Origin of the sequence: Aeromicrobium flavum (genome assembly GCF_007992115.1) — a bacterium.
Taxonomy (GTDB): domain Bacteria; phylum Actinomycetota; class Actinomycetes; order Propionibacteriales; family Nocardioidaceae; genus Aeromicrobium; species Aeromicrobium flavum.
Map to the genome: position 1 here is coordinate 168,624 of NZ_BJZQ01000004.1, position 22,483 is coordinate 191,106.

Sequence of the window (22,483 nt, forward strand, 5' to 3'; positions counted from 1 at the left end):
GAAGGTTAACACTCATTAACCTGCGCTGCTATGCTCCCGGTGTGAGCCGCCGCGAGCAGATCCTCGACACGGCCGCCGGCCTGTTCGCCGAGCGCGGCTACCACGGCGTCTCGGTCAACGACATCGGCGAGGCCTGCGGGATCTCCGGCCCCGCGCTCTACAAGCACTTCGCCGGCAAGGAGGACCTGCTGGCGCAGTCACTGACCTCGATCAGCGACCAGCTGGTCTCCGAGGGACGTCGGCGTCGCGCCGAGGCCCCCGATGCCGACGCCGCGCTCGACGCGCTGATCGCCTGGCACGTCGGGTTCGCCCTGCAGCACCCCGCCCTCATCGTCGTCCAGGACCGCGAGTGGTCGAACCTGCCGCCGGCGGCGCAGGCCACCGTCCGCGAGCTGCAGCTGTCCTACATCGACACCTGGGTCGGGACGCTGCGCGAGCTGCGCGCCGACCTGGACCGCGCGACGGCGCGCGCCGCTGTCCAGGCGGTGTTCGGACTCATCAACTCCACGCCGCACTCGGCGCGCATCAGCGCCGACGCGATGGCACGGCTGCTGGCGTCGATGGCTCGGGACGCGCTGCTCGCGACCTGAGCGACACCGTCGCCACCGCCACGCCCACCATCATCACGATGCCGCCCGCCCACTCGAGCGCGGCCGGCACCTCGTCCAGCGCGACCCACGCCGACAGCACCCCCACCGGCGGGACGAGCAGGATGAACGGCACGACGCTCGCCGCGGGGTACTTCGCCATGAGCCCGTTGAAGATCGTGTAGCCCACGAGCGAGGACAGCACCACGGTGTAGAGCGTGCTGACCCAGGCCTCGACCCCGAACCGGCCGAGCGCGGCGGAGATCTCGGCCGGCCCCTCCACGACGAGCGAGACGGCCAGGGCGGGCAGCGGCACCACGAGCGCCGACCACACCACGAGCGAGAGTCCCGACGACACCTTCGCCGCCCGGGCGATGACGTTGCCGACCGCCCACGAGAGCGCGGCGCCGACCGTGACCAGCAGCGGGACCAGCGGCGCGTCCTGGTGGAAGCCCCAGGCGACGATCGCCAGGCCCGCGGTGCCGATCGCGGCGCCGATGCCCTGCCGCCGGGACGCACGCTCGCCGAGGACCCCGGCGGCGATCAGGATCGTGAAGATGACCTGCGCCTGGAGCACGAGCGCGGCCAGGCCGGCGGGCATGCCGATCGCCATCGCGAGGTACAGCAGCCCGAACTGGCCGAAGCTCATGAAGAACCCGACGGCGACCACGACCTGCCAGGACGCCTGCGGACGGGCGACGAAGAACACGAGCGGGAACGCCACGAGCAGGAACCGGATCGCCAGGAACAGGAAGGGCGGCACGTCGGCCAGGCCCACGTGGATGGCGACGAAGTTGCAGCCCCAGATCACCGCGACCAGGACGGCGAGGAGGCTGTCACGGCGGGTCACCGACTCATGCTCGCAGGGTGCCGGCGGAGGTGCCGCCGCACCGCCTGCCAACCTTCGTCGAGTTCACGCCACCGGCACGCTAGAGCGGCAGCGAGATGACCGGCGGGACGGGCCTGCCCGCCGCGAGGAGGTCGAGCACGTCCCGCTCGTGGGGCACGAACGGCTCGGGCAGCGCCGAGAGCGGGTACCACCCCGCCGACGCGGCCTTGTCGGCCTCGACGTGCGTGGCGTCGCCGCTCCACCGCGTGGCCTCGAAGAACAGGTCGATCCGTTGTTCGACCTGCGGGCCACCGCGCTCGAAGCGATGGATCGCGGTGACGGGACGCAGGTCGTCCGGAGCGACGGTGACGCCGGCCTCCTCGAGGGCTTCGCGCACCGCGGCCTCGTGGGCGGACTCGCCGGGGTCGACGTGCCCGGCCACGACCGCCCAGTACCCGTCGCGGTAGCCCGTCCCCGCGCGCTGCTGCACGAAGACCTCGTCGTCGCGGCGCAGGATCACGTAGGCGGCGGCGACGAGCAGCGAGCGGGCGTCGGCGTGGTCGTCCAGCCGGTAGTGCTCGGTCACGTCGCCAGTGTGTCAGCCGGCGGTCAGGGGCGGCAGCGCTCGCCGTAGAACTCCTCGAGCGACGCCCGCGTGGCGTCGTCCAACGGCAGGGTGAAGTAGGCGTGGTCGACGTCGGCCGTGCGGACGCGGACCCCGAACCGGGTGCCCACCTTGTCCTCGGCCACGACGTGCGGATCGCAGCGTCCCATCACGACGTCGAGCCGGGCCCGCCGCGGGCGGTCGAGAGGCAGCTCGACGTCCACCGGGGTGGCCGGCCCGAAGGCGAACCGCAGGGTGGGCGCGAACCCGAGCAGCACGACGTCGGTCTCCGCGCGGGGCGTCAGCACGACGTCGCTGGACCAGGTGTCGCCCGTCACGCGCGGCTCCTCGACCCGCATCTCCACGGCCTCGTCGAAGGCCTGCCGGCCGCAGTCGCCGTCGACGAGGTCGCGCAGGACGCCGTACGGATCGTCGACCGGCACGCGGGACGTCCGGTCCTCGTCGCCGAAGCGGTACGTGAAGTCGGCCGTGACGGACAGGTCGCCCTCGTCGGGGCACGTCCCCAGGGGCGCGGCCACGTCGATGCCGGTGCCGAACCCCGGACCGACCTCCTCGGCCCCGTCCCAGGCGAACGCGTCCGACCACCGGTTCGACGACAGCCGCAGGCTGGTCAGCTCGATCGACCGGTCGGTGCCGTTGGTGACGGCCAGGGCGATGTCGCGGGTCAGTCGCTTGCCGCGGTACTGCATGACCTCGGCCGTGAACCCGTCCGGCGGTGCCGTGCGCTCGGGCTCCGCCGAGCAGGCGGCAGCCAGCAACAGCACCCCCGCCAGCGCGACTCGACCCCGCATGGGCCGAGTGTAGGTCCGCTCAGCCGTGCCGCAGGGTGCGTCGCGAGACCAGCGCGGCACCCAGCGCGACGAAGATCGCCGCGCCGGCGGTGTACTGCACGCCGAGATCGAACGCGGAGGCCGCGGACGCGTGGATCCAGCCCTGGACGGGTGCGGCGAACCGCTCGCCGAACTGCAGGGTGCTGCCGAGCGTCTCGAAGGCGTTCTCCTGCTCACCGAACTTCGCGACGGCCGGGACCGTCAGGTGCGAGCGGAACGTCGCGGTCAGCACGCTGCCGAGCACCGCCGTGCCCAGGACGGCGCCGATCTCGTAGGCGGTCTCGGAGATCGCCGATGCGGCGCCGGCCTTCTGCGGCGGGACGCTGGACAGGATGAGGTCGTTGGTGATGGTCTCGGCGAACCCGATGCCGATGCCCAGGATCGTGAACGCCACGGCCACCGACACGACCGTCGGATGACCGGTGAAGGCGGCCAGCGCGTAGCCGCTCGCCGAGAGCATGAAGCTCAGCGGCACGAGGGTGCGTGCCGGGACGTGCTCGACGAGGGGCACGGCCGCGAAGCCGGCGATCATCGTCGCGATCAGGCCCGGGACGAGGACCAGGGCCGATTCCAGCGGCGACAGGCCGAGCACGAGCTGCAGCAGCTGGGCGCCGAAGAAGAGGAACCCGGCCAGCGCCATGAGGCTCAGCGCGTTCGCCGCGAGCGCACCGCTGAAGACCGGGTTGCGGAAGAGCGCGAGATCGAGCATCGGCGAGGCGCTGCGCTGCTGCCGTCGGACGAACAGCCAGCCGGCGATCCCGCCCACGGCGAGCGCCGCGAGGGTCGTGTCGTCCAGGCCCGCGCTCGCGCCGTGCTTGATCGCGTAGACGAGCGGGACCATCGCCAGGAGGGACAACGCCACCGAGATCGGGTCGAACCGGCCCGGATTCGGGTCGCGGGACTCGGGGATCACGGCGAGCGCCGCCGGCACGAACACGATGATCATCGGGACGTTCAGCAGGAAGACCGAGCCCCACCAGAAGTGCTCGAGCAGGTAGCCGCCGACGACCGGGCCGAGCACCGCACCGCCGGAGAACATCGACGCCCACGCCGCGATGGCGGTGCGCCGGTCGCGGGCGTCCTCGAAGATGTTGCGGATCAGCGACAGGGTCGAGGGCATCAAGGTGGCGCCGAAGAAGCCCAGCAGGGCCCGGCCGGCGATGAGCATCTCGGCCGAGCTGCTGAACGCGGCGAGGGCCGATGCCGCGCCGAATCCGATCGCGCCTGCGATGAGCAGCCGACGACGGCCGATCCGGTCGCCCAGGCTGCCCATCGCGATGAGCAGCCCGGCCAGCATGAGCGCGTAGATGTCCACGATCCACATCAGCTGGTTGCCGCTGGGCCGCAGCTCACGGCTGATCTCCGGCAGCGCGAAGGACAGCACGGTGTTGTCGACCGAGACGAGCAGGACGGGCAGCATCAGCACCGCCAACGCGATCCACTCGCGTCGGCCGGCACGCGTGGTGGCGGGGGTGAACGTGGACATCAGTAGGACTATACCGTCCAGACGGTACAGTTCCAAAATGACTGTCATCACAGCCTGTTTCGTGATCGCGCTCACAGTTCGTCGCGGGTTGCCCACCCCCGCCCGGCCGAATCACTAGGCTGGGCCCATGGCCGAGGAACGCAGCACCCGCGACCGCGTCCTCGACGCCTTCGAGCGCCTGCTGGTCGGCGCCGGGAGCCGCGCCGCCACCCTCGACGCGGTGGCCGCCGAGGCGGGCGTGTCCAAGGGCGGCCTGCTCTACCACTTTCACAGCCGCGAAGCGCTGGTCGACGGGATGGTCGAGCGATTGCGCGAGCAGGCCCGTACCGACGTCGTGAAGATGCTGTCGGCGCCGCAGGGTCCGGTGGAGTTCTACCTCGAGACCTCGGTCGACACCGGCAGCGACTTCGACCGCGCGCTCATCGCCGCGTCACGGATCGCCCAGGAGAACGACCACGGGGCCCGCACCGCGCTGGCCGACATCCGCGACGCCTGGTTCGACGTCCTCAACGGGCACCTCGGCGACGAAGCCCTCGCCCGGACGATCCAGCTGATCGGCGACGGCCTCTACTTCGACGACACGACGGGCCTCGGCAATCCCGACGCCCTGACCCACGTGCGCGAGGTCCTCGGCCGCCTCGGCCGCTGACCGAGTGGGTTTCCCACCTCACGCATCGCGCCAGACAGGCGCCAGCTCCTCGAACGGCAGGCGGTCGAGCACCGCGAGGTCGGGGGCGGCCACGTCGTAGGTGACCTGGTCGGCGGCGTAGGCCACGTCGAGCACGTCGGCGCCGCGGCGGAGCCGGTTCTCGAGGGAGCCCGCCTCCGCGATCGGCACGACCAGCCGAGCCCGGCGCCACAGCACCCGCTCGCGCGTGCCCGCCACGTCGAGTGCCGCGGCGGTGGCGTCGGCATATGCGCGCGCCAGACCGCCGGTGCCGAGCAGGGTCCCACCGAACCAGCGGGTCACCACGACGACGACGTCGCTGACCCCATGGCCCGAGATCACCTCGAGCATCGGGCGGCCAGCGGTCCCGGAGGGCTCGCCGTCGTCGTTGCTGCGGCGCAACGCACCGTCCGGGCCGATCACGAACGCGGTGCAGTGGTGCCGCGCGTCGTGGTGGGTGGCTCGCACCTCGGCGATCAGCGACCGCGCCGACTCCTCGTCCTCCACGCGGCCGACCCGGGCCAGGAACCGCGACCTGAGCACGACGACCTCGGCCTCGGCGGAGCCGCCGAGGCCGAGATCGATGGTGCGGTAGGTCGCCACCCCTCAGTTCTTGCGCAGTTCCAGGAAGATCGAGGGACCGAAGTCGCTGGCGGCCAGCGGCTTCTGCAGCACCCGCTCCACGGCGACGAGCGCCTTGGCCGGCACGATGCGCTTGAGCTTCTGGCTGCGCAGGTTCGACACCGAGAGCTTGCTCTGCAGGGTCAGGCCGGCGGCGGCGAGCTGGCTCACGACCGTGTCGATGTTGTGGTTCACGAAGGCGATCGCGTCGGGCTGGTCGGCCGCCACGGTGCGGATGCTGACGGGCTCCTTCGGCAGCGTCTTGCCGGCCTTCTTGAACGCGCGGCGGTTCTTGAAGTGGCCGTAGTTCGCGACCTCGATGATCGCGGTGCCGCCGGGGGCGAGCACGCGCGCGATCTCGGCGAACTCCGCCGTCGGCTCGGGGATGTGGTGCATGACGCGCACCATGGTGATGAGATCGAGCTCGCCGTCGGCGAACTTCAGGGCGTCGGCCTGCTGGCGCTCCTTGATGACGTCGCTGGCCGCGAGGAACGTCTCCGCGGCGTCGAGCTGGGTCTGGCTCGGCTCGGCCAGGGTGACCCGGTCGGCGTACTCGCGCAGCAGCAGCGCGAGGCGACCGAAGCCGCCTCCGACGTCGGCGGCCTTCGTGAAGCGGCGGCCCTTCAGGAGTCGGCGGATCGCGACCTGCTCGGCGGCGTTCTCGTAGTCGCGGTTGTTCCAGTACTGGGTGTAGTCGTATCCCCGGTCGTACTGGTCGGCGACCTTCTTGCTGGGCTTGTCCTCGTTCACCGGGCAACCCTAACAATCAGGTGCTGATCGGCCCGCATCCGCAGACGCGCGTCAGCGACCGAAGGTGCGCGGACCGAACTCCGGGTCGGTCTTGGCCATGCCGGCCTTGCGCGCGACGGCCGTGTTGGGGGCCTTGAACATCGCCTTCTGCAGCTGGCGCTCGAGCTTGAACGCGCGGCGCGGCTGCGCCCGGCGGGTCTCGTTGAGCAGCTTCTTCGACGCGGCGACCGAGTCGGGCGAGCGCGCCAGGATCTGGTCGATGAGCTCCAGGGCGGGCTTGGTCGGGTCCTCGGCGACGCCCGAGGCGATGCCGTACTCGACGGCCTGCTCACCGGAGAAGACCTCGCCGGTCATGACGAGGCGCTTGGCCAGGTCGGCGCCGACCAGCTCCGACAGCGCGACCGTGCCGCTCATGTCGGGGACGAGGCCCCACTTCGCCTCGAGGATCGACCACTGGCAGTCCGGCGAGGTGAAGCGGAAGTCGGCGGCCAGCGCGAGCTGGATGCCGCCGCCGAACACGTGGCCGCGGGTGACCGCGATGACCGGCACCGACAGCTCGCGCCACGCCCACAGCGGCTGCTGGAACCGGTTGGTGCCCTTGAGCGGGTTGGGCAGGAAGTACTTCGTGACCTTCTTCTTGTCCGTCATCACGGAGCCGAAGTCCAGGCCGGCGCAGAAGGAGGGACCGCGGCCCTCGAGGATCACGGCGCGGACGTTCGGATCGGCCTCGATCCGGTCGGCTGCCTCCATCAGGCCGTCGAGCACGCCGAACGTGATGCCGTTCAGCTTCTCGGGGCGGTTGAGCCAGACGTGGGCGATGGGCCCCTCGATCTCGGTGACGACGTGCTGTTCGGCCATGCGCTCAGGGTAGATCGTCGCCGAGCGCGTCCCGCAACTGCTCCACCGCCTCGCTCAGCGAGTGCGACGTGGCGACCCCCTCGGGCCAGCCCGTGCCCCCGAGCACCAGCCGGGTGTGCTGCGCCATCGCGGCCAGGCGATCCATGTCCTCTGGGGGCGGGGTGACGTACGAGGACCACAGGAACACCGCGTCCGGCTGGCTGCTCTGGACGAACACCTCCAGCGACTCCATCGGCAGCCGGGCACCGAGCTCGGTCCACGGATGACCGTGCTTGGCCAGGGCCGCGCCGAGGGCGACGATCGGCAGCTTGTGCTGCTCGTCCTCGACGCACGCCAGGACCACGCGCGACGGGCCGTGGGTGGGGCGCTCGTGGGCCGCGGCACGCAGCGCGCTGAGGATGGAGGCGGTGACGAGGTGCTCGGCGGCGACCCCGAGTCGGCCGTCCTCCCACTGCAGGCCGACCTCGATCATCGCGGGGGCGATGACGGAGTCCCAGCCCTCCTCGATCCCGTACCGCTCGATCGCCTGCTCGGCGGCCCGCTGGACCTTGGCCGGGTCGAACTCCTTGGCTCCGGCCAGGATCGTGAACACCGCCTGGTCGTGGCCCGAGGTGCGTAGTCCTTCCGAACCACCACCGACGATCGCCGCCAGCTCGTGCGGTGCCAGACGCTTCACGCGTTCGGCCGCCTCCTGGGCAGGCACGCCCGCCTCGATGAAACGGGCCAGGGTGGCGACCCGGTCGGCGTCGATGATCGTGTAGCGGCGGTGACCGCCGGACGTGCGGAACGTGGGGCCGACGCCGTACCGGCGCTCCCACGTGCGCAGGGTGGGAGCGGCGATGCCCAGCATCTCGGACAGCGCCCCCACCGTCCAACGGCGGTGCATGGGTCAGATCATAAAACTTATTCAAGGTGCTTGCCAAGTGAATAGATTGACTAGTACGGTCGAACTACTTGACCGGGTTGTGCACCCAGCTCGGATCTCGCTCCTCACCCTTGGGGAAGGGCAGGAAACATCATGGTCAACATCAAGCGACTCCCGTCGCCCATCATCGAGTCCTACGAATGGCAGTGGGAGGGCGCCTGCATGGGCGTCGATTCCTCCGTCTTCTTCTCACCCGAAGCAGAGCGCGGCATGAAGCGTCACCGCCGCGAAGAGTCCGCCAAGGCGGTGTGCGCCACGTGCCCCGTCATCGATCGGTGCCGCGAGCATGCGCTCGCCGTCCAGGAGCCGTACGGCGTCTGGGGCGGTCTCACCGAGTCCGAACGTGCCGAGATCCTGGCCGGCCGCGTGTCGGCCGTCGGCTGATGTCCAAGGCGAAGCAGGGCAAGGCCAGTACGTCGGCCAAGATCCTGTACCAGCCGGTCGGACTGATCTCCTCGTTGCTCGCGGGACTCATCGCCACCGCGATCTTCAAGCAGGTCTGGAAGCGGGCCAGCCCGAACAGTGAAGGCGATCCGCCCACACCCACCCAGTCGGAGTTTCCGCTCAAGGAGATCCTGCTGGCTGCGGTGATCCAAGGCGCGATCTTCTCCACGGTCAAGGCCATCGTCCAGCGTCAGGGAGCTCGCGCGTTCGCCAAGGCGACCGGCGAGTGGCCCGGCGACTGAGCACGCAGCGAGTGCTCACGACGTCGAGCCAGCGCAGAAGAGACGCCTGAGAAGCATGCCGATGGCCCCGGGATCACTCCCGGGGCCGTCGGCCTTTCTTGGGCCATCCGAGGCAAACGAGAAAGGGCCGGATCCCGTGGGATCCGGCCCTTCACCTGTGCGCGAGGGGGGATTTGAACCCCCACGCCCTTGCGGACACTGGCACCTGAAGCCAGCGCGTCTACCATTCCGCCACTCGCGCATGGCCCGGATAACCGAACCGACGTCAGAGTCTAACAGGCGGCTTCGCGGGCGCGAACCCGGCGGGTCACCCGCCGATCCGCACGGGGGTGTGCGGCGGGTCGCAGGCGCAGACGACGCCGATGTGGTGCCGTGTCGATACGATCGACAGGACCAGCCGTCACTGAACGCCCGCGCGCCCGAGGAGGTGAGCACCATGGCAGGAGTCCTGCAGCGTTTCGAGAAGCGCCTCGAGGGTGCTGTCACCGGGGCGTTCGCCCGCGCGTTCCGCAGCGCCGTCCAGCCGGTCGAGATCGCCGCGGCCCTCCAGCGCGAGGTCGACCAGAGCGCCACGATCCTCAGCCGCGAGCGCACCCTCGTGCCCAACGACTTCACCGTCGAGCTCTCGCCGGCCGACCACGACCGGCTCGCTCCCTACGGAGCCACCCTCGCCACCGAGCTGGCCACGCTGCTCAAGGAGCACCTGGCCGAGCAGCACTACACCGCCGCGGGCCCCCTCCACATCGAGTTCGCCCTCGACGAGGAGCTGCACACCGGCCGCTTCACGATCGTCAGCGCGTCGAACGCGTCGGTCACGCCCGTGCGCGGCGAGCCCATCACCGACACCGCCGTGCGGCGCGCGAAGGTGGTCCTCGACATCGGCGGCCTGCGCCACCCCGTGAACCCGCCCGGCATCACGATCGGCCGCGGCTCCACGGCCGACCTCAAGATCGACGACCCCGGCATCAGCCGCAACCATGCCGAGGTCTCGTTCCTCGGCTCGGGCGTCGAGGTACGCGACCTGGGCTCCACCAACGGCGTGATCGTCGACGGTCGCCGGGTCGACGCCGCCTTCCTGCGCAACGGATCCACGATCCGGCTGGGCAACACGACCATCTCGGTGCAGATCAGCGAGGAGGTCGTGTGACCGGGGACGCGGAGATGCCATGAGCGAACTCACCCTCACCCTGATCAAGCTCGGCTTCCTGGCCGTGCTGTGGCTGTTCGTGCTGTCGGCCGTCTCGGTCATCCGCACCGACATCTTCGGCACCAAGGTCCAGACGCCGAAGCAGCCCAAGGGCGAGAAGAAGCCCAAGCAGCCCAAGGGCGGCACGCGCACCCGCCGGGTTCGCGGCGCCCCGAGCCAGCTCGTGATCGTCGACGGCCCCAACGCCGGCCAGAGCGTGCCCGTCTCGACCGAGCCGGTGCTGCTCGGCCGCGGCACCGACGCGGCGATCCGGCTCGACGACGACTACGTCTCCACCCGCCATGCCCGCTTCGCCACCAACGGCGAGCAGTGGTTCGTCGAGGACCTCGGCTCCACCAACGGCACCTTCATCGGCAGCCAGCGCGTCACGTCCCCCGTGCCCGTCGCGCTCGGCACCGCGGTCCGCCTGGGCAAGACGATCGTGGAGTTGCGCAAGTAGATGGCGCCCCTGACCTACCGCTTCGTGGCGATGACCGACGTCGGCCTGCGTCGCTCCAACAACCAGGACTCCGGCTACGCGAGCCCGCGCCTGCTCGTCATCGCCGACGGCATGGGCGGTGCCGCGGCCGGCGACCTGGCCTCCTCGGCCGCCCTCGCCGAGATCCGCCAGATCGACCGCGACCTCGACCCGGAGGAGGACGGCGACGCGCTCGAGGCGATGCGCACCGCCGTCGCCCACGCCAACCACCGGCTGGCCGAGCTGATCGCCGACGACCCGGCCGTCGAGGGCATGGGCACCACCCTCGAGGCCATGCTCTGGGACGGCGAGAAGCTGGCCGTGGCCCACATCGGCGACTCCCGCGCCTACCGTCTGCGCCACGGCCGCCTCAGCCAGCTGAGCATCGACCACACCTTCGTGCAGAGCCTCGTCGACGAGGGGCGCATCACGCTCGAGGAGGCGCGGGTCCACCCGCACCGGTCGCTGCTGCTGAAGGCGATCCTCGGGCGCGACGACTTCGAGCCCGACTTCACGTGGCTCCAGCCCTCGGCCGGCGACCGCTACCTGCTGTGCAGCGACGGCCTGACCGACATGGTCGACGACGCCACCATCGAGCGCACGATGAAGCTCGAGACCATCGACGTCGCCGCCACCGAGCTGGTGCGGCTCGCCCTCGAGGCCGGCGGGTACGACAACGTCACGGTGGTCCTGGCCGAGTTCGTCGACGGCGACGAGACGGTCGACGAGGACCTCGTCTGCGCCGACGGCCGCCCGCAGTTGGTGGGCGCGGCCACCAGTCAGCCGCGGGGCCGCACGGGCTCGGTCCGGGCCGCGACCGCACCCACCTCGAACCTCACCTCGCACACCGGCGCGGTCGAACCCGACCCCGAGGAGCTGCGCTACGCACCGCGTCCCGTCCCCCGTCGTCGCTGGGTCCGGTGGCTGCTCGTGGGCCTGGTGGTCGTCGGACTGGTCGGCGGCGCCGGGGCCTACGCCTACGACTGGTCCCAGCGCCAGTACTTCGTCGCCCCGTCCGACGACTCGGTCGCGATCTTCCGCGGCGTCGACCTCTCGGTGCCGGGCCTGACGCTCGCCCACGTCGACGAGATCACCCGCATCCGGATCGACACGCTGCCCCCGTACCAGCGCGACCGCGTCGCCGCGGGCATCACGGCCGCCGACCGCGACGAGGCCAAGCGCATCGTCACCAACCTGAGCATCCAGGCCACCGAGCCCACACCGACACCCACGCCCACCCCGGCGCCGCGGCGCAGCCGGGCGACGACCGCGCCGACGGAGACGCCATGAGCGCCCCGGGCAGCACGCCGACCTGGATCCCCCGCAAGCGCCGCACCGCCGAGCTCGGCCTGCTGCTGCTGGCGATCGCCATCGGCATCGGCTCCTACGCGGCCGTCGGCCTCGGACTCGACGGCAGCGTCCCGCCGGGGATCTACACCGTGGGTGCGGTCTACGCGATCGTGGCGCTCGGCGCCCACGTCGCCGTCCGGCGCTTCGCCGGGTACGCCGACCCCGTGCTGCTGCCCCTGGTCGTGGCCCTCAACGGCATCGGCCTGGTGATGATCTACCGGATCGACCTCGGCCTGGACGCCATGGGATCGCCCTACGGACCCTTCGCGCAGGGCCAGCTGCGGTGGACGGTCCTGGGCATCCTGATGTTCGTCGCCGTGCTGGTGCTGATCCGCGACCACCGCCGGCTGCAGCAGTACACCTACACGTTCGGCCTCGCCGCCATCGCCCTGCTGGTCCTGCCGATCCTGCCCGTCATCGGCAACGCCAAGCGCGGCGCGCAGATCTGGATCCAGCTCGGCCCCTTCAGCTTCCAGCCCGCCGAGGCCGCCAAGATCGCCCTGGCGATCTTCTTCGCCGGCTACCTGGTCGCCAAGCGCGACGCCCTCGCGCTCGCCGGCCGCCGCATCCTCGGCGTCGACCTGCCCCGGGGCCGCGACCTCGGCCCGATCCTGCTCGGCTGGCTGATCAGCGTCGGCATCCTGGTCTTCCAGCGCGACCTCGGCTCGTCCCTGCTGTTCTTCGGCCTGTTCGTCGTGATGCTCTACGTCGCCACCGAGCGTCCCGGCTGGCTGTTCGTCGGCACCGCGCTGTTCGCCGTCGGCGCCTGGTTCGGCTATGCCGCGTTCGGTCACGTGCGCGAGCGGTTCGACGCCTGGCTCGACCCGTGGTCCGACCCCGACCAGAACTACCAGCTCATCACCGCGCTGTACGGGCTCGGCCACGGCGGTCTGCTCGGCCGCGGCTGGGGCGAGGGCAGCCCCGAGCTGACCCCGTTCGGGTTCTCGGACTTCATCTTGTCGTCCATCGGCGAGGAGCTGGGCCTCACCGGCCTCATGGCGGTGATCGTGGTCTACGGCCTGATCGTCGAGCGCGGCCTGCGCATCGCCCTGACCTGTCGCGACGCCTTCGGCAAGCTGCTCGCCGTGGGCCTGTCGGTGTCCTTCGCCCTGCAGGTGTTCGTCGTCGCCGGGGGCGTCACCCGACTCATCCCGCTGACCGGCCTCACCGCGCCGTTCCTGGCCGCCGGCGGCTCCTCGATCATCATGAACTGGATCATCGTGGCGTTGCTGCTGCGGATCAGCGACCAGACCCGGCGCCCGGCGCCGGAGGTCAGCACGATCAGCGGCGACGACGAGACCCAGGTGGTGAAGCTGTCGTGAACAAGCCCGTGCGTGCCATGGCCGTCGTCTGCCTGCTGATGTTCGTCGGCCTGCTGCTCAACGCGAACTACGTGCAGTTCGTGCAGGCCGACGACCTCAACGAGAAGCCCGGCAACCGCCGTGTCATCGACGAGGAGTTCAGCCGTGAGCGCGGCGCCATCATCGTCGACGGCAAGCCCATCGCGCAGTCGGTCCCGGTCAAGGACAAGTGGCAGTTCCAGCGCCGCTACACCGACGCCAAGCTCTACGCGCCGGTCACCGGCTACTTCTCCTACCTGTACGGGCGCGAGGGCATCGAGCAGACCTACAACTCGATCCTGTCGGGCAGCGACGACCGGCTCTTCGTCAACCGCGTCATCGACGTCATCTCCAACGACCAGCCCCAGGGCGGCAGCGTCGAGCTCACCCTCGACCCCGCCGCGCAGAAGGCCGCGTTCGACGGTCTCGCCGACCTCGGCGAGAAGACCCGTGGTGCGGTCGTGGCGCTCGACCCGCAGACGGGTGAGGTGCTGGCGATGGTCAGCCAGCCCACGTACAACCCCAACGCGCTGGCCAGCCACCGCCTCGAGAAGGTCGCCCAGAACTGGCGCCGCCTCAACCAGGACGAGACGCAGCCGCTGATCAACCGCTCGACCCAGACCACCCTGCCCCCCGGCTCGACGTTCAAGGCTGTGACGGCCGCAGCGGCGCTCGAGGACCTCGGCCTCAAGGCCGACGACGACGTGCGCGGCGGCGCCACGCTCGGCTTCCCCGGGATCGACTACAAGCTCACCAACCAGGGCGGCAGCACCTGCGGCGGCAACCCGATCAGCTTCCAGCGTGCGCTCGAGGTGTCGTGCAACGTGTCGTTCGGCTGGCTGGCCCGCAAGGTCGGCCAGGACAAGCTCGCCGAGCAGGCCACCAAGTTCGGCTTCGGCGAGCGCCCCATCGACGACCTCGTCTCCTACGCCAGCCGTTTCACCGCCGACCCCGACACCGACCTCGAGGCGCCCCAGCTGGCGCAGTCCGGCATCGGCCAGTTCGAGGTGGCCGCCACCCCGATCCAGATGGCGATGGTGGCCGGGGCCGTCGCCAACGACGGCGTCCTGATGAAGCCGCACCTGGTGCGCACCGTCCGCGCCCCCAACCTCTCGGTGCTCGAGCAGCCCGAGCCCCAGGAGCTCGGACGGCCGATGTCCGCCGGCGACGCCCGTGAGCTCAGCGACATGATGGTCTCGGTCGTCCAGGACGGCACCGGGTCTCCCGCCCAGATCCCCGGCGTCGACGTCGGCGGCAAGACCGGCACGGCCGAGTCCGCCCCCGACCGACCCCCGTACGCGTGGTTCATCGGCTTCGCGCCGGCCGACGACCCGAAGGTGGCCGTGGCCGTCCTGGTCGAGTCCACGCAGAACACCAGCGACATCGGCGGCGGCCGCCTCGGCGGCCCGATCGCCCGCTCCGTGATGGAGGCAGTGCTGCGATGACCCTCATCCACCCTTTGGGAGACTGGACACCATGACCGACACTGACTCGACGATGAGCCCGCTCGGCGACCGCTACCAGGTCGGCGAGCTGGTCGGGCGCGGTGGCATGGCCGACGTGCGCGCCGGCCACGACATGCGCCTCGGTCGACCCGTCGCCATCAAGCTGCTGCGGCCCGACCTCGCTGCGGACGAGACGTTCCAGGAGCGGTTCCGCCGGGAGGCCCAGTCCGCCGCCTCGCTGAACCACCCGTCGATCGTGGCGGTCTACGACACCGGTGAGGCCACGGAGGACTCCGGCGCCACGGTGCCGTACATCGTCATGGAACTCGTCGAGGGCCGCACGCTGCGCGACGTCCTGCGCGACGGCCGCAAGATCCTGCCCGAGCGCGCCCTGTCGATCACCGCCGACATCCTGGCCGCGCTCGACTACAGCCATCGGGCCGGCATCATCCACCGCGACATCAAGCCGGCCAACGTCATGCTGACGCCCGAGGGCAAGGTCAAGGTGATGGACTTCGGCATCGCCCGCGCGATCGCCGACACCTCCAGCGCGATGACCCAGACCGCGGCCGTCATCGGCACGGCGCAGTACCTGTCGCCCGAGCAGGCCCGCGGCGAGACCGTCGACGCCCGCAGCGACATCTACTCCACGGGCTGCGTCCTCTACGAGCTGCTCACCGGCCGTCCGCCGTTCGTCGGCGACAGCCCGGTGTCGGTGGCGTACCAGCACGTGCGCGAGGAGGCCCGGCCTCCGTCGCAGCTCAACCCCGACGTCTCGCAGGCCGTCGACCACGTCGTCGCCAAGGCGCTCGCCAAGCGCGTCGACGACCGCTACTCCAGCGCCGGCGAGATGCGCAAGGACATCGAGCGCGTGCTGGCCGGTGGCGCGGTCGACGCCCCCACCCAGGCCGTCCCCGTCGTCCCGCCGGCATCGACGCAGGTCGCCCCGGCCGTCACCGCTCCGATCCTGCCGCCGCCCGCGGACGACGAGGAGAAGAAGGGCAACGGCAAGTGGTGGGCGGTGGCGCTGGTCCTGCTGGCGATCGCGGCCGCCATCGGCGTCGCGCTCATGCTCACCAACGGCGACGAGAAGGTCCAGACGCCGCAGGTCGCGGTGCCGCGGGTCGAGGGCCTCGACGTCGAGACCGCCACGAACCGGCTCGAGTCCAAGAACCTCACCGTCGGCGACACCTCGCAGGCCACCAGCGCCGACATCCCCGAGGGGCAGGTCATGTCGACCGATCCCGAGGCCGGCACGACGGTCGACGAGGGCACCTCGGTCGACCTGGTCGTCAGCTCGGGCCCCGAGCTCGTCGACCTGCCCAACCTGACGAGCTACTCGTACGACGAGGCCAAGGAGCTGCTCGAGGGCGATCGCTACGGGCTCAAGGTCAAGCGCCAGAACACCGACAGCGACCAGCCGAAGGGCCGGGTGCTCAACACCAACCCGCCCCCGGGCACGTCCGTCGAGCGCGGCAGCACCGTCACGCTGATCGTCTCGCGCGGCCAGGTCGACGTGCCGAACGTCGTCGGTCAGGACGTCGACGCGGCGCGCAAGGCGCTCGAGGACGCCGGGCTGAAGGTCACGGTGCAGAACGACCCGGCCGGCACGGCGCCCGACGGCACCGTCACCGAGCAGAGTCGGGAGCCGGGCACCATGGTGGCCCCGGGCACGTCCATCACCATCACGGTGTCGAAGCCGCCGGTCGCGACCACGCCCCCTCCGCCCAGCCCGACCGCCGAGCCGACGGACGACTTCCCCCTGCCGTAGGGCCAGGCCCGTCAGTCCACGACGGTGGCGTGCCGCATCGACACGCTGCCGAGGTACGCAGGCGCCGTGACCTCGTCGAGGTCGCGCTCCTGGAGTCCGAGGCCGTACTTCTCGGCGTACTGCCGGTAGGTCGTCACCTCGGGCGACGCCGTGAGCGCCGCCTGCAGCTGTGACCTGTCGCCGATCGCCTCGATGACGTACGGCGGGGCGTAGGGCACGCCGTCGAGGACGACGGTGTTGCCGACGCACTTGATGCCCGTCGAGGAGATCAGACGCTGGCCCTGCAGGGTCACGGCCTCGGCGCCGCCAGCCCACAGGGCGTTGACGAAGGCCTGGATGTCTTGCTGGTGCACGACGAGGAGGTTCGGGTCGAGGCCGGGGATGTCGACCGATCGCGGCGCGTCCTCGAGGGCGATGCGCAGGCCCGGACCCTCGACCTCGGTCAGCCCTGCAGGGTCGGCCAGCCGGGCCACCCGGCGCAGCTCGCGACGCATCTCGGCGTCGTCGACCTTCTTGCCCATCGTGTCGACCTCGCCCTGCAGCTTCGCGACCTCCTGGCGACGGGTGTCGACCTCGCGGGCCCGGTCGCGCAGCACCGAGTTGAGGTCGCCACCGGCGGGTCGCAGGTCGGAGCCATCGGAGGTCACGGCCGCAGCCACGAGCACGAATCCGCACACGCAGGCGAGCACCAGGGCCGGCAGGCTCCACCTGCTGACGGTGATGTTCTTCCCCTCGTGGCGTGGCGAGTCCGGCACGACGACTACGCTAGCGGAGTACGTCACACTGCGGCCCTGCCGCCGGCCCATCGGGAGAAGATCCGTGTTCAACAGGTTCAAGCGCAAGTCCGTGAACGACGACGGTCCCAAGCCCGTGCGCATCGGCAACCGGTGGGCCGCTCCGTTGATGGTCGCGTGCGCGGTCATCGGCCTTGCCTGGATCGTCGTCTTCTACACGATCAGCAACACCGACGTGACGATCCCCGGCTACAGCGACCTCGGTGGCTGGAACCTCGCCATCGGCATGGGATTCATCCTCGCCGCGTTCGGCTTCGCCATGAAGTGGGAGTGAATCACACCCATGTGATTCCCCACAGGTGTGCACACGCCTGTGGACAACGACAGCAGGGTGACGCCGTGCCGGTCGCTCAGACCAGGCCGGGCAGCGCCGAGCGCAGGTCCTCGGTGCGCCAGAGCACCGCGGCGACGAACACCACCGCGAGCGCGGTGAAGGTGGCCACCTGGTAGACGGTGCGTCGCTCGCGCGGCGCGTAGGCGAACATCAGGCCCAGCACGATGCCGGTGAGGAAGCCGCCCAGGTGGCCCTGCCAGCTGATGCCCTCGCCCAGGCTCACGTAGCCGTTGATCGCCAGGATCACGATCATGCCCGTGATGTTCTGGCGCGTGCGGATCAGGAAGATCAGCGCCAGGCCGAACAGGCCGAACACCGCTCCCGACGCCCCGATGGTGGGGGTGAACGGGTCCTCGAGCAGGTAGACCAGCACCGACGAGCCGACGGCCAGCATCAGGTACGTGGCGATGTAGCGCGCCCGGCCGAGCGCCTCCTCGACGTACGGGCCGAACAGGTACAGCGAGAGCATGTTGAGCCCGATGTGCACCAGCCCGCCGTGCAGGAACGCGGCGGTGACCAGGCGCCAGTAGTCGCCCTGGGCGACCTCGACGCCGCTGAGCCACCCCCACGTGAAGAACCCGCTGAGGTTGGGATTGCGGGCGCCGCCGGTGGCCATGACCACCAGTTGGGCCGCGACGTTGAGCCCGATGATCGCGAACGTGACCGCGCCGACCCGCGAGGAGACGGCTCCGCCGGCCATGGTGCGCGGCTGGCGGACGGCGGCCTGACCCCGGTTGACGCACTCGGGGCACTGGAAGCCGACGCTGGCCTCGCGCATGTCCTCAGGACAGATGAAGCGGGAGCAGCGCTGGCACTGGATGTACGCAGGCCGGTTCGGATGCCGGTAGCAGGTCTGCTGACCGGCGCCCTCGTGCGTCACCGATCGATGGTCACGGATTCGATCACGACGGGCTCCGTCGGACGGTCGAACCGGTCGGTCTCGGTGGCGCCGATGGCGTCGACCACGGCGCGGCTGTCGGCGTCCTTGACCTCGCCGAAGATCGAGTGCTTGCGGTTGAGCCACTCGGTCGGGGCGACCGTGATGAAGAACTGCGAGCCGTTGGTGCCGGCACCGTTGGGCTTGGTGCCCGCGTTGGCCATGGCCAGCAGGTACGGGCGGTCGAACTGGAGCTCGGGGTGGAACTCGTCGTCGAACTCGTAGCCGGGGCCGCCGCGGCCGTCGCCGAGCGGGTCGCCGCCCTGGAGCATGAAGTTGGAGATGACCCGGTGGAACGTGAGGCCGTCGTAGAAGGGCTTCGTGGACACCGAGCCGGTGGCCGGGTCGACCCATTCCTTGGTTCCCTCGGCCAAGCCGACGAAGTTCGCCACCGTCTTGGGCACGTGGTGGTCGAACAGCTCGATCTTGATGTCTCCACGGTTGGTGCGGAGCGTTGCGGTGAGGGGCACTTCACGTCCTTTCAGGGGTTGGTTCCATCCTTGCACGACCAGTCCAACGGAGGCCGCTAGCGTGGGGGCATGTCGAGACTTGTCGTCCTCCTGACCGTTGCCGCGGCTGTCGCCGGGGTGCTCAAGAAGGCCACCGCCGACCGCGGTGGCTCCTACGATCCGCGGACCGAACGGTGACCGTCGACCTCCGGACCGAGGGCGGCGTCACGACGCTGACGTTCTCGTCGGGACCGGTCAACCTCTACTCGCTGGAGCTCCACGACGAGTTCGACGCCGCCCTCGACCGGGTCGAGGCGGACCTTCCCCGAGTGCTGGTCGTGCGCGCCGAGGGCAAGATCGTGTCCGGCGGCGTCGACGTGGCGCAGTTCCACGCCCGCACGACCAAGGCCGACACCCAGGCCCTCTACGACCGCATGCTCGAGCTGCCCGAGCGGTTCGCCGCGCTGCCCGTGCCGACCGTGTTCGTCGCCCACGCCCTGACGCTGACGTGGGCCCTCGAGGTCGCGCTGGCGTGCGACGTCCTGCTGGCCTCGTCGAAGGCGAAGTTCGGCCTCGTCGAGCGCGTCATCGGGCTGACCCCGACGATGGGCGGCACGCAGCGGTTCGCCTCCCGCGCCGGGGTGGCCCGCGCCAAGGAGTTCGTGTTCACCGGCACGCCGTACGACGCAGCGACCCTCGAGCGCTGGAACGTCGTCAACCGCGTCGTCGCGCCCGAGGAGCTCGACGCGACGGTCGACGCGTTCGCCGCCGATCTCGCCGCCGGCCCGACGCAGGCCTTCGGCGCCGCCAAGCAGATCCTGCGCGAGTTCGAGGCCTCCGGCGTCCCCGGCTCCGTCGCCCGCACCACCGCCATCGCCGCGGAGCTCTTCGACACCGAGGACCTGCAGCACGGCATGGCGTCCTTCCTCGCCGACGGCCCCGGCAACGCCACCTTCACGGGACGCTGACTGAGCGCTGGCAGTGACGTTTGCGGGGCCGAAACGCCGTGTGGGACCCCCGAAACGTCACTCCCAGCGATTCAGGCGGCGGCGGGAGCAGGGTCGGCGGAGCGGACGCGGCGGGTGGTGCGGCGCTCGGCCCAGAAGGAGACCACGGGGATGCAGGCGAGCAGGACGACGCTCAGCAGGTAGCCCCAGGACCACTTCTCGCGCAGGGTCAGCTTGGCGGCGAGCACGATCAGGACCATGAACAGGAAGCCGTGGAGTTGGTCGATGACCAGGAAGACGTCCTGGTTGCGGTTGAACCACGAGCCCTCGTCGGTGGCGTACTTGCCGATGAAGCCCGCCATGACGATCAGCAGGTTGATTCCGACGATGGTCGCCATGACCTGGTACGCGCGCAGAAGACGGTCGTTCACCGCCCCAGATTACCGCTCGCGGCCAAGCACCATCTCGCGGGACATCCGCCACCACATGAAGATGACGAACCCGGCGAAGACCCACCATTGCAGGCCGTATCCGAGGTTCTGGCCGCCGGCGAGCCAGGACACGTCGGTCTCGGGCACTTCGGCGACCTCGAGTCCGCCGGCCACCTCGCCGTCGGTGGCGATCGCGTAGCCCGACCACAGGTCGTCGTAGCCGAGCTCGTTCAGCAGGGTGGGGATCCGGACCGAGCCGATCGTGCGCGCGTCGGGGTCCCAGCCGGCGCCGGACTCGTCGCCGGGCTGCAGCACCGCGTCGAACGTGACGAGGCCTCCGGGGACGTCGGGAAGGGAGGCGGCCGGGCGGGGCGCCCAGCCGCGGACCACCATCAGCTCGGCGTCGTCGACGGTGACCGGGGCCAGCAGCCACGCGCCGGTCTCGCCGCCCTGCTCGCGGTCGGTGACCCACAGCTGCTCGGCCGCCGGCCGGAACCGCCCCGTCACGGTGACGGGACGCTGGTCCTGGTCGGTCGTGAAGACCTGGCCCGGTCCCCACACGGACTCGAGGTCGGCGGGGCCGGCCGCCAGCTGCTCGGCGCGCTCATCGGCCTGGCGCTGGTCGTAGACGCCCAGCTGCCACGACGCCATGAAGACGCAGAACACGACCGCCGCGATGGCGAACAGGTGCAGGCCGAGGAGGCGCGGGGCGAACCACGCGCTCGGCCCCGGCCGGTCGGTCATGACGTGAACGGCTTGATGCCGGGGTACAGCGGGAAGCGCTCGGCCAGGACGGCCGTGCGCTTGCGCAGGCCCTCGATGTCGACCTCGCCCGGCTGCAGCGCCGCCGCGATGATGTCGGCGACCTCGGTGAACTCCTCGGCGCCGAAGCCGCGGGTGGCCAGCGCCGGCGTGCCGATGCGCAGGCCCGACGTGACCATCGGCGGACGCGGGTCGTTGGGGACGGCGTTGCGGTTGACCGTGATGCCGACGTGGTCGAGCCGGTCCTCGGCCTGCTGGCCGTCGAGCTCGGAGTTGCGCAGGTCGACGAGCACGAGGTGCACGTCGGTGCCGCCGCTGAGCACCTGGACGCCGGCGGCGACCGCGTCGTCGGCGAGCAGCCGGTCGGCCAGGATGCGGGCGCCCTCGATGGTGCGCTGCTGACGCTCGGCGAACTCGGGCTGCAGGGCCATCTTGAACGCGACGGCCTTGGCGGCGATGACGTGCTCGAGCGGACCGCCCTGCTGGCCGGGGAACACGGCCGAGCGCATCTTCTTGGCGATGGCCTCGTCGTTGGTGAGGATCGCGCCGCCACGCGGACCGCCGAGGGTCTTGTGCGTGGTGGTCGTGACGATGTGGGCGTGCGGCAGCGGGCTGGGGTGCAGGCCCGCGGCCACGAGGCCGGCGAAGTGGGCCATGTCGACCCACAGGACGGCGTCGACCTCGTCGGCGATCGCGCGGAAGGCCGCGAAGTCGAGCTGGCGCGGGTAGGCGGACCAGCCGGCGATGATCACGCGGGGGCGGTGCTCGATCGCGAGCGCGCGCACCTCGTCCATGTCGACCAGGCCCGTCTCGGGAACGACGTGATAGGCGATCGGGTTGTAGAGACGGCCCGAGAAGTTGAGCTTCATGCCGTGCGTCAGGTGACCGCCGTTGGCCAGGTCGAGGCCCAGGATCGTGTCGCCCGCGGTGGCGATGGCGTGCAGGGCGGCGGCGTTGGCCGAGGCGCCCGAGTGCGGCTGGACGTTGGCGTACGCCGCGTCGAAGAGCTGCTTGAGCCGGTCGATGGCCAGCTGCTCGACCTGGTCGACGAACTCGCAGCCACCGTAGTAGCGCTTGCCGGGGTAGCCCTCGGCGTACTTGTTCGTCAGCACGCTGCCCTGCGCCTCGAGCGCGGCGACGGGAGCGAAGTTCTCGGAGGCGATCATCTCGAGCGTCGTCTGCTGGCGGACCAGCTCGGCGTCGAGGAGCGCCGCGACGTCGGGATCGAAATCGGCGAGATGCTGGTCATGGCTCATGCAGCCCAGCCTATCGCCCGCACCGGACACGCTGTTTCCCCTGTCCGCGCGCAGGTTAATCGAAACGCAACCTCCCGGTCGTGGCCCCACCGCGCGCACGGGAGTAGCGTGCGGGACGTGTGTCCAGATGGTGGACACC

At 70.7% G+C, this 22,483-nt stretch carries 26 protein-coding genes and 1 tRNA gene; 12 read left to right on the forward strand and 15 right to left on the reverse strand.

Annotation, left to right across the window (positions count from 1 at the left end; all coding sequences use genetic code 11):
- The first annotated feature begins 41 nt into the window (after positions 1–41).
- Complete coding sequence (locus tag AFL01nite_RS06410) at positions 42–590, forward strand: TetR/AcrR family transcriptional regulator (RefSeq protein WP_246119610.1); 549 nt, start codon at positions 42–44, stop codon at positions 588–590.
- Here the strand turns inward: AFL01nite_RS06410 and AFL01nite_RS06415 are convergent.
- The 4 genes from AFL01nite_RS06415 to AFL01nite_RS06430 all read right to left on the reverse strand — a co-directional run bounded on the left by AFL01nite_RS06415 (position 526) and on the right by AFL01nite_RS06430 (position 4,357).
- Positions 526–1,437 carry an EamA family transporter gene (locus AFL01nite_RS06415; RefSeq protein ID WP_146826586.1) on the reverse strand — a complete coding sequence of 304 codons (912 nt, stop codon included), beginning with the start codon at positions 1,435–1,437 and terminating at the stop codon, positions 526–528. The genes AFL01nite_RS06410 and AFL01nite_RS06415 overlap by 65 nt on opposite strands.
- A gap of 79 nt (positions 1,438–1,516) precedes the next feature.
- Complete coding sequence (locus AFL01nite_RS06420; protein WP_146826588.1) at positions 1,517–2,002, reverse strand: NUDIX hydrolase; 486 nt, start codon at positions 2,000–2,002, stop codon at positions 1,517–1,519.
- 23 nt (positions 2,003–2,025) lie between these two features.
- Positions 2,026–2,832 (reverse strand): hypothetical protein, encoded by an 807-nt coding sequence (locus AFL01nite_RS06425; RefSeq protein ID WP_146826590.1) that lies wholly within the window; start codon positions 2,830–2,832, stop codon positions 2,026–2,028.
- A 19-nt stretch (positions 2,833–2,851) separates the two neighbouring features.
- Entirely contained in the window at positions 2,852–4,357 is a 1,506-nt protein-coding gene (locus AFL01nite_RS06430; protein WP_146826592.1) for an MFS transporter, read from the reverse strand.
- Positions 4,358–4,484: 127 nt separating this feature from the next.
- Between AFL01nite_RS06430 and AFL01nite_RS06435 the strand changes: the two genes are divergently transcribed.
- On the forward strand, positions 4,485–5,006 hold the full coding sequence (locus AFL01nite_RS06435) for a TetR/AcrR family transcriptional regulator (protein ID WP_146826593.1): 522 nt from the start codon (positions 4,485–4,487) through the stop codon (positions 5,004–5,006).
- 18 nt (positions 5,007–5,024) lie between these two features.
- Here AFL01nite_RS06435 and AFL01nite_RS06440 read toward each other — a convergent pair whose 3' ends face one another.
- The 4 genes from AFL01nite_RS06440 to AFL01nite_RS06455 are packed head-to-tail and all read right to left on the reverse strand — an operon-like array spanning position 5,025 to position 8,139.
- Complete coding sequence (locus AFL01nite_RS06440; RefSeq protein ID WP_146826595.1) at positions 5,025–5,627, reverse strand: IMPACT family protein; 603 nt, start codon at positions 5,625–5,627, stop codon at positions 5,025–5,027.
- Between the two features lie 3 nt (positions 5,628–5,630).
- Positions 5,631–6,395: a class I SAM-dependent methyltransferase gene (locus AFL01nite_RS06445; protein ID WP_146826597.1), complete on the reverse strand. Its 765-nt coding sequence runs from the start codon at positions 6,393–6,395 to the stop codon at positions 5,631–5,633.
- Positions 6,396–6,446: 51 nt separating this feature from the next.
- Positions 6,447–7,253, reverse strand: a complete 807-nt coding sequence (locus AFL01nite_RS06450; protein WP_146826599.1) for a crotonase/enoyl-CoA hydratase family protein — start codon at positions 7,251–7,253, stop codon at positions 6,447–6,449.
- Between the two features lie 4 nt (positions 7,254–7,257).
- Entirely contained in the window at positions 7,258–8,139 is an 882-nt protein-coding gene (locus AFL01nite_RS06455) for a MerR family transcriptional regulator (RefSeq protein WP_146826601.1), read from the reverse strand.
- A gap of 132 nt (positions 8,140–8,271) precedes the next feature.
- On the opposite strand from AFL01nite_RS06455, the gene AFL01nite_RS06460 reads away from it, so the two are divergent.
- Together AFL01nite_RS06460 and AFL01nite_RS06465 are read left to right on the forward strand one after the other, a co-directional pair.
- Positions 8,272–8,562, forward strand: a complete 291-nt coding sequence (locus AFL01nite_RS06460; protein WP_146826603.1) for a WhiB family transcriptional regulator — start codon at positions 8,272–8,274, stop codon at positions 8,560–8,562.
- Positions 8,562–8,864, forward strand: a complete 303-nt coding sequence (locus AFL01nite_RS06465; protein ID WP_146826605.1) for a DUF4235 domain-containing protein — start codon at positions 8,562–8,564, stop codon at positions 8,862–8,864. The genes AFL01nite_RS06460 and AFL01nite_RS06465 overlap by 1 nt, the downstream gene beginning before the upstream one ends.
- 158 nt (positions 8,865–9,022) lie before the next feature.
- On the opposite strand, the gene AFL01nite_RS06470 is transcribed toward AFL01nite_RS06465, so the two are convergent.
- A tRNA-Leu gene (locus tag AFL01nite_RS06470) sits at positions 9,023–9,105 on the reverse strand.
- 195 nt (positions 9,106–9,300) lie between these two features.
- On the opposite strand from AFL01nite_RS06470, the gene AFL01nite_RS06475 reads away from it, so the two are divergent.
- Genes AFL01nite_RS06475 through pknB form a run of 6 tightly spaced genes read left to right on the forward strand, consistent with a single transcriptional unit; the run spans position 9,301 to position 16,434 of the window.
- Positions 9,301–10,011 carry an FHA domain-containing protein gene (locus AFL01nite_RS06475; RefSeq protein WP_186813841.1) on the forward strand — a complete coding sequence of 237 codons (711 nt, stop codon included), beginning with the start codon at positions 9,301–9,303 and terminating at the stop codon, positions 10,009–10,011.
- Positions 10,012–10,030: 19 nt separating this feature from the next.
- Positions 10,031–10,510 (forward strand): FHA domain-containing protein FhaB/FipA, encoded by a 480-nt coding sequence (locus AFL01nite_RS06480; protein WP_146826609.1) that lies wholly within the window; start codon positions 10,031–10,033, stop codon positions 10,508–10,510.
- Positions 10,511–11,818, forward strand: a complete 1,308-nt coding sequence (locus AFL01nite_RS15695; RefSeq protein WP_146826611.1) for a PP2C family protein-serine/threonine phosphatase — start codon at positions 10,511–10,513, stop codon at positions 11,816–11,818.
- Entirely contained in the window at positions 11,815–13,200 is a 1,386-nt protein-coding gene (locus tag AFL01nite_RS06490; RefSeq protein ID WP_146826613.1) for an FtsW/RodA/SpoVE family cell cycle protein, read from the forward strand. Before AFL01nite_RS15695 ends, AFL01nite_RS06490 begins: the two co-directional genes overlap by 4 nt.
- A complete protein-coding gene (locus tag AFL01nite_RS06495) occupies positions 13,197–14,663 on the forward strand; it encodes a peptidoglycan D,D-transpeptidase FtsI family protein (protein WP_146826615.1) in 1,467 nt (488 codons plus the stop codon). The genes AFL01nite_RS06490 and AFL01nite_RS06495 overlap by 4 nt, the downstream gene beginning before the upstream one ends.
- Before the next feature lie 31 nt (positions 14,664–14,694).
- Entirely contained in the window at positions 14,695–16,434 is a 1,740-nt protein-coding gene (pknB, locus tag AFL01nite_RS06500; RefSeq protein WP_146826617.1) for a Stk1 family PASTA domain-containing Ser/Thr kinase, read from the forward strand.
- Positions 16,435–16,445: 11 nt separating this feature from the next.
- Here the strand turns inward: pknB and AFL01nite_RS06505 are convergent, their stop codons facing one another.
- Positions 16,446–17,189 (reverse strand): DUF881 domain-containing protein, encoded by a 744-nt coding sequence (locus AFL01nite_RS06505; protein WP_186813842.1) that lies wholly within the window; start codon positions 17,187–17,189, stop codon positions 16,446–16,448.
- 64 nt (positions 17,190–17,253) lie between these two features.
- On the opposite strand from AFL01nite_RS06505, the gene AFL01nite_RS06510 reads away from it, so the two are divergent.
- Entirely contained in the window at positions 17,254–17,502 is a 249-nt protein-coding gene (locus AFL01nite_RS06510) for a cell division protein CrgA (protein ID WP_222593411.1), read from the forward strand.
- Between the two features lie 76 nt (positions 17,503–17,578).
- On the opposite strand, the gene AFL01nite_RS06515 is transcribed toward AFL01nite_RS06510, so the two are convergent.
- Positions 17,579–18,442: a rhomboid family intramembrane serine protease gene (locus AFL01nite_RS06515; RefSeq protein WP_186813843.1), complete on the reverse strand. Its 864-nt coding sequence runs from the start codon at positions 18,440–18,442 to the stop codon at positions 17,579–17,581.
- Positions 18,439–18,969: a peptidylprolyl isomerase gene (locus AFL01nite_RS06520; RefSeq protein WP_222593412.1), complete on the reverse strand. Its 531-nt coding sequence runs from the start codon at positions 18,967–18,969 to the stop codon at positions 18,439–18,441. The genes AFL01nite_RS06515 and AFL01nite_RS06520 overlap by 4 nt, the downstream gene beginning before the upstream one ends.
- A gap of 173 nt (positions 18,970–19,142) precedes the next feature.
- On the opposite strand from AFL01nite_RS06520, the gene AFL01nite_RS06525 reads away from it, so the two are divergent.
- The gene (locus AFL01nite_RS06525; protein ID WP_146826623.1) at positions 19,143–19,916 is read left to right on the forward strand and encodes an enoyl-CoA hydratase/isomerase family protein; all 774 of its coding nucleotides are present in this window, start codon (positions 19,143–19,145) and stop codon (positions 19,914–19,916) included.
- A gap of 71 nt (positions 19,917–19,987) precedes the next feature.
- Here the strand turns inward: AFL01nite_RS06525 and AFL01nite_RS06530 are convergent, their stop codons facing one another.
- Genes AFL01nite_RS06530 through glyA form a run of 3 tightly spaced genes read right to left on the reverse strand, consistent with a single transcriptional unit; the run spans position 19,988 to position 22,344 of the window.
- Positions 19,988–20,326 (reverse strand): DUF3817 domain-containing protein, encoded by a 339-nt coding sequence (locus AFL01nite_RS06530; RefSeq protein ID WP_146826625.1) that lies wholly within the window; start codon positions 20,324–20,326, stop codon positions 19,988–19,990.
- 9 nt (positions 20,327–20,335) lie between these two features.
- Positions 20,336–21,070, reverse strand: coding sequence for an SURF1 family protein (locus tag AFL01nite_RS06535; RefSeq protein ID WP_146826627.1), 735 nt, complete (start codon positions 21,068–21,070; stop codon positions 20,336–20,338).
- Positions 21,067–22,344 carry a serine hydroxymethyltransferase gene (gene glyA, locus AFL01nite_RS06540; RefSeq protein WP_146826628.1) on the reverse strand — a complete coding sequence of 426 codons (1,278 nt, stop codon included), beginning with the start codon at positions 22,342–22,344 and terminating at the stop codon, positions 21,067–21,069. The genes AFL01nite_RS06535 and glyA overlap by 4 nt, the downstream gene beginning before the upstream one ends.
- Between the last annotated feature and the right edge of the window lie 139 nt (positions 22,345–22,483).